General features: G+C 39.3%; 15 protein-coding genes. All 15 read left to right on the top strand.

Going from position 1 to position 15,573, the window contains the following annotated elements; all coding sequences use genetic code 11:
• The first annotated feature begins 307 nt into the window (after positions 1 to 307).
• The 15 genes from EOK74_RS07450 to EOK74_RS07380 all read left to right on the top strand — a co-directional run bounded on the left by EOK74_RS07450 (position 308) and on the right by EOK74_RS07380 (position 15,495).
• On the top strand, positions 308 to 1,906 hold the full coding sequence (locus EOK74_RS07450; protein WP_133469355.1) for an anthranilate synthase component 1: 1,599 nt from the start codon (positions 308 to 310) through the stop codon (positions 1,904 to 1,906).
• The gene (locus EOK74_RS07445) at positions 1,906 to 2,547 is read left to right on the top strand and encodes an aminodeoxychorismate/anthranilate synthase component II (RefSeq protein WP_133469354.1); all 642 of its coding nucleotides are present in this window, start codon (positions 1,906 to 1,908) and stop codon (positions 2,545 to 2,547) included. Before EOK74_RS07450 ends, EOK74_RS07445 begins: the two co-directional genes overlap by 1 nt.
• Before the next feature lie 5 nt (positions 2,548 to 2,552).
• Entirely contained in the window at positions 2,553 to 3,566 is a 1,014-nt protein-coding gene (trpD, locus tag EOK74_RS07440; protein WP_133469353.1) for an anthranilate phosphoribosyltransferase, read from the top strand.
• Between the two features lie 16 nt (positions 3,567 to 3,582).
• Entirely contained in the window at positions 3,583 to 4,968 is a 1,386-nt protein-coding gene (trpCF, locus tag EOK74_RS07435) for a bifunctional indole-3-glycerol-phosphate synthase TrpC/phosphoribosylanthranilate isomerase TrpF (RefSeq protein WP_133469352.1), read from the top strand.
• Positions 4,969 to 5,033: 65 nt separating this feature from the next.
• Positions 5,034 to 6,236, top strand: a complete 1,203-nt coding sequence (gene trpB, locus EOK74_RS07430) for a tryptophan synthase subunit beta (protein WP_133469351.1) — start codon at positions 5,034 to 5,036, stop codon at positions 6,234 to 6,236.
• Positions 6,229 to 7,047, top strand: coding sequence for a tryptophan synthase subunit alpha (trpA, locus tag EOK74_RS07425; protein WP_133469350.1), 819 nt, complete (start codon positions 6,229 to 6,231; stop codon positions 7,045 to 7,047). Before trpB ends, trpA begins: the two co-directional genes overlap by 8 nt.
• A gap of 55 nt (positions 7,048 to 7,102) precedes the next feature.
• Positions 7,103 to 7,402, top strand: coding sequence for a YciI family protein (locus tag EOK74_RS07420; RefSeq protein WP_133469349.1), 300 nt, complete (start codon positions 7,103 to 7,105; stop codon positions 7,400 to 7,402).
• A 16-nt stretch (positions 7,403 to 7,418) separates the two neighbouring features.
• Positions 7,419 to 8,081 carry a CPBP family glutamic-type intramembrane protease gene (locus EOK74_RS07415; RefSeq protein WP_133469348.1) on the top strand — a complete coding sequence of 221 codons (663 nt, stop codon included), beginning with the start codon at positions 7,419 to 7,421 and terminating at the stop codon, positions 8,079 to 8,081.
• Between the two features lie 2 nt (positions 8,082 to 8,083).
• Positions 8,084 to 8,491: an alternative ribosome rescue aminoacyl-tRNA hydrolase ArfB gene (gene arfB, locus EOK74_RS07410; RefSeq protein WP_275404676.1), complete on the top strand. Its 408-nt coding sequence runs from the start codon at positions 8,084 to 8,086 to the stop codon at positions 8,489 to 8,491.
• Between the two features lie 254 nt (positions 8,492 to 8,745).
• Entirely contained in the window at positions 8,746 to 9,696 is a 951-nt protein-coding gene (locus EOK74_RS07405) for a choice-of-anchor A family protein (protein WP_166638729.1), read from the top strand.
• Positions 9,697 to 9,781: 85 nt separating this feature from the next.
• A complete protein-coding gene (gene prsT, locus EOK74_RS07400; RefSeq protein ID WP_133469347.1) occupies positions 9,782 to 12,607 on the top strand; it encodes an XrtA/PEP-CTERM system TPR-repeat protein PrsT in 2,826 nt (941 codons plus the stop codon).
• A 79-nt stretch (positions 12,608 to 12,686) separates the two neighbouring features.
• Complete coding sequence (locus EOK74_RS07395) at positions 12,687 to 13,052, top strand: glycine zipper 2TM domain-containing protein (protein ID WP_133469346.1); 366 nt, start codon at positions 12,687 to 12,689, stop codon at positions 13,050 to 13,052.
• 136 nt (positions 13,053 to 13,188) lie between these two features.
• Positions 13,189 to 13,458 (top strand): PepSY domain-containing protein, encoded by a 270-nt coding sequence (locus tag EOK74_RS07390; RefSeq protein ID WP_133469345.1) that lies wholly within the window; start codon positions 13,189 to 13,191, stop codon positions 13,456 to 13,458.
• Between the two features lie 16 nt (positions 13,459 to 13,474).
• Positions 13,475 to 14,149 (top strand): response regulator transcription factor, encoded by a 675-nt coding sequence (locus EOK74_RS07385; protein ID WP_133469344.1) that lies wholly within the window; start codon positions 13,475 to 13,477, stop codon positions 14,147 to 14,149.
• Positions 14,150 to 14,163: 14 nt separating this feature from the next.
• The gene (locus EOK74_RS07380; RefSeq protein WP_133469343.1) at positions 14,164 to 15,495 is read left to right on the top strand and encodes an ATP-binding protein; all 1,332 of its coding nucleotides are present in this window, start codon (positions 14,164 to 14,166) and stop codon (positions 15,493 to 15,495) included.
• Positions 15,496 to 15,573 lie beyond the last annotated feature (78 nt).

The raw sequence follows: 15,573 nt of genomic DNA, 5'->3' as shown, positions 1-15,573 counted from the left end.
ACTTTTTTATATTAAAGAATAATTAGGGTGTTGACACAGAAGCCTTTTTGTTTTCTTCTATAGCCCGTCGAGATTGTTATATTACACTGATTCGACTTTGATTAGCAGACTTAACAGTAAGAGAACTGATATAAATGAAAAATATTCAAGCACAAATCATTTGGTGGTGGCACAACCTGAACTAACGGGCTGTGAGTGTTTGTATTTTTGCAAATAAATTTCCAAGAAAGCCCGTATAATATGCGGGCTTTTTTACATCTGCTCGCCAAGAAAAATCGTAAAGCCTAATTAAGAGCGAATTAAAAAAATGAGTTTAGCCCAGTTAACAGAGCAGACAGGTAAAGTAGAAACCCTAGTCATTCAAGCAGATTATATTGCTGACCCTCTCCATGCGTATCAGTATTTGTGCCAAGGAAAAACGAATAACCTTCTGCTTGAATCAGCCGAAATTAACAGTAAAGACAACCTAAAAAGTTTACTGTTAGTCGATGCAGCAGTAAAACTTGAGTGCAATGGTTCGGTAGTAACTTGCCGAGCATTAACAGATAACGGCCACGCCGTTTTACCCATGTTTGATGAATACTGCCCAGTGGGTGTGAACCATCACTATGACCCAGCAGCGGGAGTGGTGGCGTTAACCTTTCCCGAAGCAGACGCTGAATTAGATGAAGACAGTCGCCTAAAAGCCCCTGCAGTATTTGATGTACTTAGGTTAATTACCAATAAAATTACTGCCATTCGTAACCATCCTAATGCGGTATTTTTAGGAGGCGCGCTAGCTTACGACTTACTCGCTAGCTTTGAAAAATTACCCGATGTAAGAGGCAGCGCTAATACCTGTCCTGATTTCGTGTTTTATCTTGCTGAAAGCCTAGTGGTAATCGACCATCAAACTAAACAAACCGATATTATTGGCAGTGTTTTTAGTGGTAAAAACATTGGTAATAACTTTTTTACGATTAGTCAGCGTTTAGAACAGATTAAACATAAGCTCAGCACTATCAAGCCTCTTGCCGAGGTGGTTAAAGCCCCCATAGACACCAACAGCTTAAGGGTTAATAAGTCTGACGAAGAATACAAGCAAGATGTAATACGTTTAAAAGAAGATATTTTAGCCGGTGACATTTTCCAAGTGGTTCCGTCTCGTACCTTTAGTTTACCCTGCCCTCATCCACATGACGCTTACCGAGAATTAAAAAAGCAGAATCCTAGTCCTTACATGTTCTTTTTACAGGATGATGACTTTAGTATTTTTGGTGCATCGCCTGAGTCAGCGTTGAAGTACACCAAGCAAACCAACCAAGTAGAAATTTATCCTATAGCAGGCACGCGCCCAAGGGGAAAACGTGCCGATGGAAGTATCGATTTAGATTTAGATTGCCGCTTGGAATTAAACCTACAAGAAGATCAAAAAGAGCGAGCCGAACATATTATGTTGGTGGACTTAGCCCGTAATGATGTGGCTAAGGTATCAAAGCCTGGCACTCGATACGTGACTGATTTACTTAAAGTTGACCGTTATTCACATGTCATGCATCTAGTTTCCCGAGTGGTTGGCCAATTACGGGACGATTTAGATGCCCTTAACGCTTATCAAGCTTGTATGAATATGGGCACCTTAGTGGGTGCACCCAAAGTAAGTGCTGCAAGCTTAATACGAGAAGTTGAGCAAGAGCGCCGAGGCAGTTACGGCGGTGCTGTGGGATATTTGAATAACAATGGTGATATGGATACCTGTATTGTTATACGTTCCGCCTTTGTTAAAAATAACACCGCATATATTCAAGCAGGTGCAGGAGTGGTGTTTGATTCAGATCCCCAATCTGAAGCAGATGAAACCAGAGGCAAAGCACAAGCCGTTATTAGCGCTATTATCTCTAGCTCACAGACTCAAGGAGATGCGTAATGAATACTGCAACTTCACAAAAACCAATTTGCGTATTTTTATTAGATAACTTTGACTCATTTACCTACAACCTAGTGGATGAACTAAGAACCTTAGGCTTGGAGTTGATCGTTTACCGTAACTCAGTGCCAGCACAACTTATCTTGCAAAAAATGCAACAAAAGGCTCTTGAAAAAGATCAACAAGGCAACACCAAACAAGTTATGTTAATGCTTTCTCCAGGGCCTGGTAATCCAGCCCAAGCCGGTTCAATGCTGACCTTACTTAATTTAGTAAAGGGTCAATTTCCAGTGCTAGGGATTTGCCTAGGGCATCAAGCAATTGTTGAAGCTTATGGCGGTAAAATTATTCGTGCCAATAAAGTTATGCACGGCAAGTCTTCTTTTATAGAACACTGCGGTGATAAAATGTTTGCAGATATGCCGCAACCATTGCCTGTAGCTCGTTATCATTCATTGATGGCCAGCGAAATGCCAGAAGAGCTTACCCTATTAGCAAATTATGAAGAGATCCCTATGGCAGTGGCGCACTTACAAGATAAAATGCTTGGGTTTCAGTTTCATCCTGAATCAATTCTGACCTCCCATGGCAGTCAACTACTTATGCAAAGTATACAATTTTTAACTCAAGAAAAGGCTTAAAACAGATGATCAACACTATTCTTGAACAGCTATATAAAGGCCAAGATATAAAGCAAGATGACGTTACCCAAGTGTTTTCAGAGGTAGTCACAGGCCAAGTGGACGATATTGTTTTATCTTCTTTGCTTACCGCCCTAAAAATAAAAGGTGAACAACCTTGCGAAATCGCTGGTGCTGCTAATGCCTTAATCGCAAATGCTGGAGCTTTTCCTCGTCCAGATTATGACTTTGCCGACATAGTTGGCACAGGCGGTGATGGTCATAACACCATTAATATTTCGTCAGCCTCTGCAATTATTGCTGCAAGTTGTGGCTTACCTGTAGCAAAGCATGGTAATCGTAGTGTATCGAGCAAGTCTGGCTCTGCCGATTTATTCAAAGCCTTTAATGTTGAACTCACCATGTCTGCAGATACTGCACGTAAATGCCTTGATGCATCAAACTTGTGCTTTTTGTTTGCCCCCAATTATCACTCTGGTATTCGTCATGCCATGCCAGTACGAACCACACTTAAAACTCGCACCTTATTTAACTTACTAGGGCCTTTAGTAAACCCAGCTAGGCCAAGCCATATAATAATTGGTGTTTACGCTCCGGAATTATTAAAGCCCTTTGCGCAAACCCTACAATTACTGGGTTACCAAAAAGCCCTTGTTGTCCATGGTAGCGGTTTAGATGAATTTGCTTTGCATGGCGATACTCAGGTGGTAGAAGTAAACGGGGTAGAATTATCTGAATATTCCTTATCACCAGCAGATTTTGGTCTTGAAAACTACCCACTAGAGGCCATTAAAGGTGGAGACCCAAAAGAAAACAAAACCTTAATCGAAAACGTTTTAATCGGTAAAGGGCAGCCAGCACATCAAGCCGCCGTAGCTATGAATACCGGTGCGCTACTTAAACTTTGCGGTAAAGCAGACTCCTTTGCCCTAGGTGCGCAAATGGCCATAACTGCCATGGAGCAAAAGTTACCATTGGCCACCATTAAACAATCTGCTGATATCAGCCAAAATTTGTAAGGGGATACTTAAGTAGATGGCAAACGTATTAGAAAAAATCGTTTTAGACAAGCAACAAGAAATTGCACAACGTAAGCTAGATTTACCTCTAGAAACCTTTATTGATGATTTAACCCCATCAGATAGAAGCTTTTATGATGCCCTAGCCCAGCCCAATGCTGGTTTTATATTAGAGTGTAAAAAAGCATCTCCTTCAAAGGGATTAATCCGTAAAGACTTTAATCTAGATGAAATTATCCAGGCTTACAGTCCTTATGCGGCCTGTATCTCAGTACTAACAGATGAAAAGTATTTTCAAGGTAAGTTTGAGTACTTAGAATATGTCCGTGCTAACGTTACTCAACCTGTTATTAACAAAGATTTTTTCATTGAGCCTTATCAAATTTATTTAGCTCGTCATCATAATGCCGATGCAGTTTTATTGATGTTATCCGTTTTAAGCGATGAAGATTACACCAGCCTTGCAACCCTAGCTGAACGTTACCAACTAGACGTGTTAACAGAGGTCAGTAACGAAGAAGAAGTACTAAGAGCCTGCCAACTAAAAGCCAAAATCATCGGTATTAATAACCGCGACTTACGAGATTTAAGTACAGATTTAGCAACCACAGAACGCTTAGTTCCGCTTATCAAAGAACATGCAAAGCATGATCATGTGATCATTTCAGAGTCTGGAATTTACACTCATCAAGACGTATTGAGACTTGCTCCTATCGCTGATGGCTTTTTAGTGGGTAGCTCATTAATGGCAGAAGCGGATGTAAAGCTAGCTACTAAACAGTTGATTTATGGCAAAGTAAAAATTTGCGGTACCACCAGCTTGTCGGGTGCAAAAATGGTAAAAGACAGCCCAGCAAGCTATGCCGGTTTAATATTTGCTGAAAAATCTAAGCGCTACGTTACCTTAGAGCAGGCCAGACAAATCACTTACGCTGTGCCATTTAACTACGTTGGGGTATTTGTAGATGCACCAATAGAAAAAGTGGTGCGTTATTCCAAAGAATTTAACTTAGCAGCTGTGCAGTTACACGGTAAAGAAGACCAAAAGTATATTGATCAATTAGGCGTTCAATTAAATCCTAATTGCCAAATATGGATAGCTAAAGGGGTAAAAGATAGCTTGCCAGACATGCATGAAAAAAACGTCGACTATTTCTTGTTAGATTGCCAAGTGGGAGAGCAATCTGGGGGCACAGGCCAAACATTTAGTTGGCAATTGTTAGATGGGATCACCGACAAGTCTAAAATTGTTTTAGCCGGTGGCATCAATCCAGACAATATAAAACAAGCAGCTAATTATGGACTTGCCATGCTTGATTTAAACTCAGGAGTTGAAACCACTCCGGGTATTAAAGCGCAAACAAAAATTGACCAAGCGTTTAGTGAATTAAGAAAATATTAAGTGCAATTTGTGACTGTAGCCAAAGCGAAAGTCTCAAAAACTACAAAATTTAAAGTGAGTAATAGATGAATCATTTAGATAGTAAATTTGGGGAATACGGAGGCATGTATGTGCCCGAGTTACTTATTCCTGCATTAGACCAGCTTGAACAAGCTTTTATTGACGCTCAAAAAGATCCTGAGTTTCAGGCTGAGTTTATGGGCCTATTAAAAGATTACGCTGGCCGCCCAACAGCCATGACCTTAACCCGTAATTTAGTCAGCAACCCTAAAGTAAAACTTTACCTCAAACGTGAAGACTTATTACATGGTGGAGCCCACAAAACCAATCAGGTTTTAGGCCAAGCATTACTTACCAAACGCATGGGTAAAACTGAAGTTATTGCCGAAACTGGTGCGGGACAACATGGTGTAGCTACGGCATTAGCCTGTGCTTTAATGGGCTTAAAAGCCCGTATTTATATGGGTGCTAAAGATGTTGAGCGTCAAGCCCCGAACGTATTTAGAATGCGATTAATGGGCGCTGAAGTTATTCCCGTCACTGCGGGTTCTGGCACTCTTAAAGATGCTGTAAACGAAGCGATGCGTGACTGGTCTGCAAGTTATGACAAAGCACACTACCTATTAGGTACGGCAGCGGGCCCTCACCCATTCCCGACCATAGTAAGAGAGTTTCATCGCATGATTGGTGAAGAAACCCGTGCGCAAATTTTAGAGAAAGAAGGTCGCTTGCCAGATGCAGTTGTCGCTTGTGTCGGCGGTGGTTCAAATGCCATTGGCATGTTCGCTGACTTTATCGACGAACCAAGCGTAAGACTAGTTGGCGTAGAGCCTGCTGGTAAAGGTGTGCATACCAAAGAGCACGGCGCGGCACTTGGGAAAGGTACTACCGGTATTTTACACGGTGCTTACAGCTACATAATGCAAGATGAAGACGGCCAAATAGAAGAGTCTTACTCTGTATCTGCTGGCTTAGACTACCCAGCTGTAGGGCCACAACACGCTTACTTGTCTGATATTGGCCGTGCTGAATATGTGTCGGTAACAGACGAAGAGGCCTTAATTGCGTTTCAAATATTGTCACGTAAAGAAGGGATAATCCCAGCACTTGAGTCATCCCATGCTCTAGCACATGGTTTGAATATGGCTGATGAAGCAGAAGACGACACCATAATTGTGGTCAACTTATCAGGAAGAGGCGACAAAGATTTAGCCCATGTTCACAGTATCTTGGGCGATGCTTTTACGGGAGGAGCAGATAATGACTAATACAATCGATCGCTACAGCAATATGTTTAAAAAGTTAGACCAAGATAAGCAAGGTGCCTTTGTTCCTTTCGTAATGGTAGGTGATCCTGATGCAGATACCTCAGTCGATATTATCAACGCCTTAATCGAAGGTGGAGCAGACGCCTTAGAGCTAGGTTTCCCCTACTCAGATCCCATTGCAGATGGCCCAACCATTCAAAATGCAGCTATCCGTGCCTTGAGTCACAAAATCAAAACCACAGAATGTTTTGAGGTGATTAAAAAAGTGCGAGAAGCCGATAAAGAGATCCCAATTGGTTTGCTTTTATACAGTAACCTAGTACTCAAGCGTGGCATCGAGAAGTTCTATCAAGATGCTGCTGATGCGGGTGTTGACTCCATTTTAATTGCCGATGTACCGCTACGAGAAGCTGACCGTTTTATTGCCGTTGCAGAGCAAACTGGTATTAAACAAATATTAATTGCACCGCCTAATGCCAGCGATGAAACCCTAGCTGAAATTGGTAAAAAGTCACAAGGTTACACCTATTTACTAGGACGAGCTGGGGTGACAGGCGCTGAAACCGCGGTGAGTATACCTGCCAGTGACCTCATCAATAAGCTAGCCCAGTACAAGGTTGCCCCCCCATTACTTGGGTTTGGTATTTCAACACCAGAGCAAGTAGCAGATGCCATAAAATCTGGCGCAGCAGGTGCAATTTCTGGCTCAGCAACGGTAAATATTATTGCAGAAAACTTAGGGCAACCTGAAGTGATGTTAGAAAAGCTCAAAACCTTTGTTTCAAATATGAAAGCTGCAACAAGTAAATAATCAATCTCGCCCTTAAGGATATAAAACCTTCAAGGGCTTACACTAAGGAAATATTATGTGGTACGTCATATATTCTGAAGACGTAGAAAACAGTCTACCTCTACGTAAAAAAACACGAGCTGCCCACCTAGAGCGTATTCAAGTATTAGCAGACCAGGGAAGAGTCCTTGTGGCTGGTCCATGTCCAGCAATAGATAGCGACGATCCCGGCGAAGCTGGTTTTACAGGATCAGTAGTTATAGTCGACTTCCCAAGTTTAGAAGAAGCTAAAGCATGGGCTGACACTGACCCTTATGCCCTAGCTGGTGTCTATGAAAAAGTCGTAGTTAAGCCTTATAAAGTAGTTTTACCCTAAGGGGATCTGAGCTCTCTTGAAAGATACAGTAGCAATGGCTAACAACAATTGCGCCTCTAATACTTTTTTATGGTTAGAGTTAGGCTGGTTATTTGTTTGTTTACCAGCTTCATTATTATTACCAATATCCACTTGGTTAAAACTCTGCTTAGTACTCAGTGGCATTTTTTACTGTATCTATCAAAGTAAAAATATGGGGTTATTAAAGGGGCAACATTTATTGCACTTTGGCCATTACTCAGGCTCCTTGATGATTTGGTTACGTTTTTTAATATTCGTCATCGTTTCATTAATTTTAGTCACCATAACTATGCCTGAGTCTTTATTTTCTGTGGTAACTGGCAACCCTTTCCTATGGTTTGGGATCTGTATTTTTTATGCTGTGTGTTCAGTTTACCCACAAGAATTTTTATATAGGGTATTCTTTTACAAACGCTACGGTGGCTTGATTTTAAATCAGCGCCTATTAATCGTTTTTAATGCATCATTATTTTGTTTTGCTCATTTAATATTCTTAAATGGGCTGGTATTTTTACTGACATTTATTGGTGGGGTGTTTTTCGCATTAACTTATCAAAAAAGCCGTTCTTTATTATTAACCAGCCTAGAGCACTCAGCTTACGGCTTATGGTTATTCACTTTAGGCTTAGGTGAAATGCTTGCCTTTCCAGGATCCTAACTGTGTACATTCCTAACCTAGAGCATTTATCAACTGCTATCGATTTAAGCGCCATGCGGGCGCAGGGTGCAGGGGGGCAAAATGTTAATAAAGTATCTAGTGCGATTCACTTAAGATTTAATATCAAACAGGCGCCTATTCCTGAATACGTAAAGCAAAAGCTTTTATCTGTTAAAGACAAACGTATTACCCAAGATGGTATTTTAATCATCAAAGCGCAGAGTCATCGCACCCAAGAAATGAACAAACAGGATGCATTAGATAGATTAACCGAAATATTAATAGAAGCAGGTAAATTGCAAAAAGCCCGCCGAGCCACCAAACCCACTCGTAGTTCTCAAAGAAAACGAGTCGACAGTAAAGTAAAATCTGGAAAGACTAAAGCCCTTAGGCGTAAAGTAGATTATTAAGAATACGCCAACTCTTGTATCAAAATTAATACCAGCAGATAAAACTTCAACCTCAACCACTCTTGTCTAATAATTTAACAAAAGTACAATATTTAGTCTGTTAACTTGTATTGATTTGTCAAATATTTTTACACCAAAATATAAAAAGAACAAACAAACAATTAAAAGAAATTATAAAACAACAACTTACATACATGGCACAATTAATGCTTAATCAAGGAAAATGTTGTTATCGATTTCTCAAGGTATATTTTATGAAGTTTAAAATTCTATTTACCGCGTTAACTTTTCTAGGTTTATTTTCTAGTCAAGCCAATGCAACTGTAAACACCCAAGCTCATGTAGGTTCGTACAATTTAATTCTTCAAAATGACCTACAAACAAACGCTGAAGTTGAAGGCAGTGCATTTGTTGGCGGGGATGTAAATGGAAATACGATTGTTTTTGGAGCCGCCTTATCTTCTGAACCAAATGTTGACGCCGTAACCGTAGTCGGCAATATTAGTCCTAAATTAACCATTCAAAACGGACATAATGCTGTTTATGGGGGCTCCGCATCTAATGGCTTTAACCTCAATGGTGGTGGCAGTGCGACTAACGTTTCGCAAGCTACACTCGCATCTGAATTTAATAGCATCTATGACCAAGTCATAAGTGATAGTAATTATTTTGCAGGTTTAGAAACAAATGGCAGCTTTGATGGCTCTGATCAAAACAACAAGTTAATCACAGCAAATGAAACTTCTGGCTTAAATGTTATTAACATCAATGCTAGTGACTTAAGTAATGGTGGAGAACTTGACCTTGCACAATTACCCGACGTTCCAGTGGTAATTAATGTAATAGGTGGAGGAGATATAGTAATTACGACTAAAATTGGTAATAAAGGAGCTGGCCTTCAAGGTGATTCACTAGCCTCTTTAGTTTTATGGAATTTTAATACTGCCACCTCTATTAGTTTCCAAAGTGATGGCTGGGTTGGCTCTATACTCGCTCCCTATGCAGATGTATCAAGCTCAACAGGGCATTTAGAAGGGGCATTAGCGGCCAAGTCATATAGTGGTAATGTTGAACTTCATAACTCTTTGTTTGCTTATACACCAGACACCAGTACAACACCTTCTACTGAAGTTCCAGCTCCAGCTGGTCTTGCACTTATAGGGTTAGGAATCTTATTTATTACCCGTCGTAAGTTCAAAAAGTAATGTTTGATTTCAGTTAGATTGACTAAGCTGATATGATTAAAAAGATGGATTTATCCGTCTTTTTTCATTTTTAAAGGTCAATTAAATGCACGAGATATTGAGAGGTACTCTTCCTCATATTTGGAAACGAAGATGGACATTAGCATTCTGTTTATTGGTTTCTCCCCTAGTACTAGCCGACTCTCAGTTACACTATGAAAATGCTTTATCAGCATACAAAGCTGAGCGTTTTGATGAATCAATGATTCACCTTAAAAATGCACTCCATGAAAGTCCTGAAAACCTTCCATCTAAAGTATTAATGGGGCAATTGTTGACTAAACAAGGTCAATACCGAACTGCAGAGGTAGAGTTTTCAGAAGCGATAAACCAAGGTGCAGACGTTAGTTTATTTGCAACCTCTTGGGGCCTCACCTTAATAAAGTTAAAAAAATATCAGCAAGTTATCGACTATTCTGGCTTTAATTCATTTCCAGATACGCAATTAAAAGACTGGTTACGACTAAGAGCAAACGCTTGTATGCAGGCAAAAAATTATGAATGTGCCGCTACGAGTTATAAAAATTTAGGAAGTATTTCTAAAGATAAGACGGAACAACTTAATGGTTTAGCCAATATTGCTTTAACCTTAAAAAATTATTCAGAGGCACAAGAGTACTTGTCTCAAGCTGGTAACATAGATCCAAGTAACGCTATTACATGGCAATTAAAAGGCTTAGTATCTAGGCAACAGCACAACCTGACAGATGCCCTTACCTACTTAGAAAAAGCTTTTGAACTAAACTCAAATGACCCTTACATATTGAGACACCTTGCAGACGTTTATCTTGCATCAAGCAACCAAGAAGCAGCTAAGAAAACCGTCAATACTATATTAACTGCTGACCCCAATGATCCGTTTGCTATTTTAGTAAACAGTTGGTTACAACAAGGAACAGATCTAGCCCCTGCTGCTGAAAAAAAGTTTAACGAATTATCAGCAAAAATAAAAAACTATCCAAACGAGTTAGTTGTAGAAGATCAGTCTCTGTTATTTCTAAGGGCGTTAATTGAGTTTAGGCAAAAAAATTATGAGTTTGCTATTCGTGATTTCACTGCATTAAGACAATTTGATAAAAACGATTTATCTCCAATCATTTACTTAGCTAAAAGCTACATTGCAATAAATAAAGAAAAAAAAGCAATGGAGTTATTGGAAGAAAATGTCAGCATGTTTGATGCTCTACCTGACACGTTAATCATGTTAGGGGATTTGTATATCAATAATGACAAAAATTTTAAAGCATTGTCATTAATAGAAACACTCTCTAAGAACTACGCAGATAATATTCAGGTGCAGTTATTACAAACAAAGTTACTAATAGCGAGAGGTAAGACACAACAAGGATTACAGAGTCTTGAAAAGTTATTAGCGAAAGCTCCAAATAATCAAGCAGTGCTGCTAGTGCATAGCATCTTAAATTTACAAGCTGGACTTTTTGACAACGCTGATACCAGTATTACCCAATTATTAGCTTTGAATCCAAAAGACCCTGTTTCCTTAAATATAAAAGGTGCTATTTTAATAAAACTCAATCAAATTCAAGGGTCTCAAGACTACTTTAATAAAGCCCTATCCATTAGTCCTGAGTTTACTTCGGCACGCTATAACCTAGCATCAACTTGGTACTTACTAGGTCAGTTAGATAAAGCAAAAAAATTAATAACCTATATATTAGTTGAAAAGCCTAATTATCCTGCAGCACTATTATTACTTGCTGAAATGCAAGTGAAACAAAATCAAATAAATGATGCACTTCAAAATTATCGAAAAGTCCTTTTGAATGACAAATCAAATGTTGCAGCACTTGAAGGCCTTACCTCTATATATGTCTCACAACAAGAATATAGAAGTGCGTTACTGCAACTAAGCCGACTAAGTAGCGGTGATCAAGAAAACCCCAAATATGTGATTCAAAAAGCACAGATATATATAGCGCAAAATGACAAAGTAAATAGCCGACGCACCATGCAAGAACTGCAACGGCTTGGAAACAATGATGCCGCACTCATGATTGCATTGCATAAATTACAATTACTAGCGGGCGATGTAGACGCTGCAACGCAGTCCCTCATTAAAGCGCAAATATTACAGCCTAATAGTTTGCGATTAGCACTACAATTGGCTGAATTTTTACTTAATGAAAATCAAACAGTTACCGCGGCAGAGCACCTCTCAAATCTATCAGAAAAATATCCACTGCAAGCTCAAGTATTCTTTTTACAAGGTAGGTTAGCTGAACAGCAAGGTGATTTAATCAAAGCGAATAAACACTATTTAAGAAGTATTGAGCTGGACGAAAACTATGAATTGGCGTTAGCAAAACTCTACGCGTTGACACTAAATGGAATAGATGCTGCACCGTTTAAGAATAAAATAGATCAAATTGTCGATAAGTACCCAAATCGTTTTTTCCCTCGTAACTTACTAGCTCAGTATTACTACTATCAAGAAAGCTATGAATTAGCAGCGTCACAGTATGAACGGTTATTACAACACCCTGACTTAAAAGAGCCTCAAGGGATTTTAAATAGGCTAGCAAACATATACATGGAAACAGATCTACAAAAAAGCATGGAGTATGCTTTAAGATCCTATAAATTAGATAATAAAAACCCTAACGCCTTAACTATTTATGGTTGGTTACTTACCCAACAAAACCAACCAAGAGAAGGTTTAGAGTTACTCAGGAGAGCCTATTTTCGGGATCAGCAAAATTTAGTATTACACTATTACATTGCAGTCAGCTTAGATAAATTAGGTTTAGTAGATGAAGCAAAATCAGAACTAGAAGCACTTTTTAGCAAAAAGCAAAACTTCCCAAATGAGGACGCAGCTAAGGCTTTATACACAGAATTAAGTAATAAATAGCTAAGGTTCAAAATCAATTCAGCTAAAATTCAGGCCCGCGATATTAATATTGTCATCACTTTCAAAACGGAGTAACGACATGAAAACTTTATTAACGAGTACTTTATTATTGTTGGCCCTTTCGCCTTTAGCCCAAGCTAAGAACCACACAGTTAAGGTTGTTAAAACCGTATCTGCTCATAAATATCAAGTAGTGAAGCAACCGAAATATGTTCAAGCTAAAACGATAAAGGTGTCTCATAGAAAGCCAAATACAGGAGTAATCATAGGTGGTGTCGTAGTAGGCCTGATTGGACATAACACTAGTACCCATCAAAATAAGGTTTTAGGCACCATTGCAGGCGCAATTATTGGTAGCGCCTTAGGACATCAGATAGATAAAGTGACCGATAATCACCATACTAAGGTCTATAAAAAGGTTACACATAACAAGCGTCATCGTTAGTAATTACTCCCTATGGCGACTAACATAAATTACAAGCCCACTTTACCTTAATCATGTCTCGACAATAGTAATAGCTTTTACGTCGATTCGTGATTAAGGTAAACTAATTTTATTTACATTGTTCGAGTGTGAAATTTTGAAGTTAAAAACCTGCTCTATTTTGCTAGCGAGTTGTTTTGCCCTTTTCATATCAAGTGGCCAACCAGCTTTTGCTGGCGATGACTCAGCAAAAAGTAAGGCAGAGGCTGCGCAAAAAGCGCAGAAGCGCGTCAGTGGGCGTGTCCTTAAGGTAGCTCAAAGTAAAAATAAATACCGAGTCAAAGTACTCCAAAAATCAGGCCGAGTTGTTTCTGTAGATATCAATAAAAAATCCGGAAAAACTAGTAAGAAAAAAGTCAATAATTAGGGATATCAACACAAACATGCGAATTTTAATTGTTGAAGATGATAGTCGTTTACTTACTCAACTAGATGTATTATTGCGAAATAATGGCTATAGCGTCGACTTAGCAGATGATGGCGCTAAAGCATTGTTTTTACTGCAAGAACACTCCTATGACTTAGCGATAATTGACATAGGATTACCCGTGGTAGATGGCTTTGAGGTTATTCAAAATGCCCGAAAAAATGACGTATCTTGCCCTATTTTAATCCTAACAGCTAGAGATAGGTGGCAAGAAAAAGTCGAAGGCCTAGATGCTGGTGCCGACGACTATCTGACTAAACCTTTTCATGATGAAGAACTATTGGCCCGTATCAATGCCTTGATTCGCCGCGCAGCTGGTAAAGCCCACCCAATTATAGAAAAAGGACCGATTACCTTAGATACTCTTAGCGAAGAAGTCACGGTAAATGGTGAGTATGTTGAGCTAACGGCATACGAATTCAAAGTTCTCGAATACCTTTTATTAAACCCCCAAAAAATAATTTCGAAAACAGAACTCACTGAACATATTTACGATCAAGACTTTGACCTTGATAGTAATGTCATTGAAGTTTTTGTAGGTAGACTTCGCAAAAAAATTGACCCAGACGGCAGTGTCAACCCAATTGAAACCCTCAGGGGGAGAGGTTACAGAGTAAGCCGTGAACTTTAACACCTGCCATTTTAATGCGTAGCCTTTCTTTAAGACTAAGGAGTTTTGCTGCCGCACTTTTGGCGTTGTTAATCTTTATTCCTTTAACCGCAGTAACCCTTGAAAAAGCATTTAATAGCAGCTTAAGCCAATCTATGCTGGAACAACTTAGGGTACAAAGTTTAACACTGATTTCAGAATTTGAGATGGATGACAGTGGTAGTCACGCAGTCATGCCTGAGCAACTATACAACGATGAATTCAATATCCCAGGCTCTGGCTTATATGCTTTTATTCAGTTTAAAAGCGACATTCTTTGGCAGTCTTTATCGACCCTAAACTGGCAACTAGAACCGAAGTTTTCTTCCCCTCAAATCGGCGCAGAGTCTTTTATTGAAGACTTTACAATGCAGAGAAATTATTTCTTATACGCCTATACCGCAGAATTTGAAACCTCTCAGGGATACCAACCCATAAGCTTTTATATTCTACAAGATAAGCAAACCTTTAACGTAGAAAAAGAAAAGTTTGCGACCACATTATGGAACTGGCTTGGACTTATAGCCCTGCTTTTACTTATATTATTGTTAGTAAGTTTAAATGCAGCCTTACTCCCCATCAGCCGCTTAAACAAACAAATACGCCAGGCAGAGAGTGGGCAATTAAAGCGAATTGACCAAACTTACCCCCCTGAATTAGAAAAATTAAAAAGTAGTATTAACAACTTATTAGACACTGAACAACAGCAACGTAGCCGATACAAAAATAGTTTAAGTGATTTAGCCCATAGCCTTAAAACCCCATTGGCGGTTTTATCAGGGACACAAGGACTTCCACAGCAAGCTAATGAGCCTATTAATCAAATCAACCTACAAATACAAAGGCAGTTAAAACGTGCAGTGGCTGGCAGCTCCAGCTCATTTGAGCAAGCCACTCCAATCAAACCTGTGGTAGATAAACTATTTAATGCTATGACCAAGGTCTATGCTGATAAACAGCTTTTATTAACCCAAATCATTCAGCCAGAGGAGATTGGCTTTCATGGCGATGTGACAGATTTAATGGAGATACTTGGCAATGTGCTAGACAATGCCTGCAAAGCAGCCAAGAGCCAAGTCAAGTTATCTGCTTTTTCGAGTAAAAATGTATTAACCTTTGAAGTTGAAGATGATGGCCCAGGTATACCTCAAAATAAACGAGAAAAATTATTAGAAAGAGGTACTCGTTTAGATAGCTACAAAGAAGGACAAGGTATAGGCATGGCTGTGGTCGCGGATCTAGTCGCTGCCTATCAAGGTCGACTTGAGATAGATAAAGGTAAATTAGGTGGCGCCAAACTAATATTTATCTTCCCCATTAAAGTGTGAAACTCACTAAAAAATGATTGATTTATCAACTTAATTATTTCCCATTTTCAATAACAAACTGATTTTATTACCTTTTTT

The organism is Paraglaciecola marina (assembly GCF_004360155.1).
Lineage (GTDB): Bacteria > Pseudomonadota > Gammaproteobacteria > Enterobacterales > Alteromonadaceae > Paraglaciecola > Paraglaciecola marina.
Note: the sequence above shows the minus strand (reverse complement) of the source record. Positions and strands in the feature narration are given on the sequence as shown.

Bases quoted from the DNA above. Each gene is read 5' to 3' on its own strand.
- EOK74_RS07395 (WP_133469346.1), top strand. From the start codon at position 12,687: ATGAAAACTTTATTAACGAGTACTTTATTATTGTTGGCCCTTTCGCCT.
- EOK74_RS07450 (WP_133469355.1), top strand. From the start codon at position 308: ATGAGTTTAGCCCAGTTAACAGAGCAGACAGGTAAAGTAGAAACCCTA.
- trpA (WP_133469350.1), top strand. From the start codon at position 6,229: ATGACTAATACAATCGATCGCTACAGCAATATGTTTAAAAAGTTAGAC.
- trpB (WP_133469351.1), top strand. From the start codon at position 5,034: ATGAATCATTTAGATAGTAAATTTGGGGAATACGGAGGCATGTATGTG.
- EOK74_RS07445 (WP_133469354.1), top strand. From the start codon at position 1,906: ATGAATACTGCAACTTCACAAAAACCAATTTGCGTATTTTTATTAGAT.
- EOK74_RS07405 (WP_166638729.1), top strand. From the start codon at position 8,746: ATGAAGTTTAAAATTCTATTTACCGCGTTAACTTTTCTAGGTTTATTT.
- EOK74_RS07385 (WP_133469344.1), top strand. From the start codon at position 13,475: ATGCGAATTTTAATTGTTGAAGATGATAGTCGTTTACTTACTCAACTA.
- trpD (WP_133469353.1), top strand. From the start codon at position 2,553: ATGATCAACACTATTCTTGAACAGCTATATAAAGGCCAAGATATAAAG.
- EOK74_RS07420 (WP_133469349.1), top strand. From the start codon at position 7,103: ATGTGGTACGTCATATATTCTGAAGACGTAGAAAACAGTCTACCTCTA.
- prsT (WP_133469347.1), top strand. From the start codon at position 9,782: ATGCACGAGATATTGAGAGGTACTCTTCCTCATATTTGGAAACGAAGA.
- trpCF (WP_133469352.1), top strand. From the start codon at position 3,583: ATGGCAAACGTATTAGAAAAAATCGTTTTAGACAAGCAACAAGAAATT.
- EOK74_RS07380 (WP_133469343.1), top strand. From the start codon at position 14,164: ATGCGTAGCCTTTCTTTAAGACTAAGGAGTTTTGCTGCCGCACTTTTG.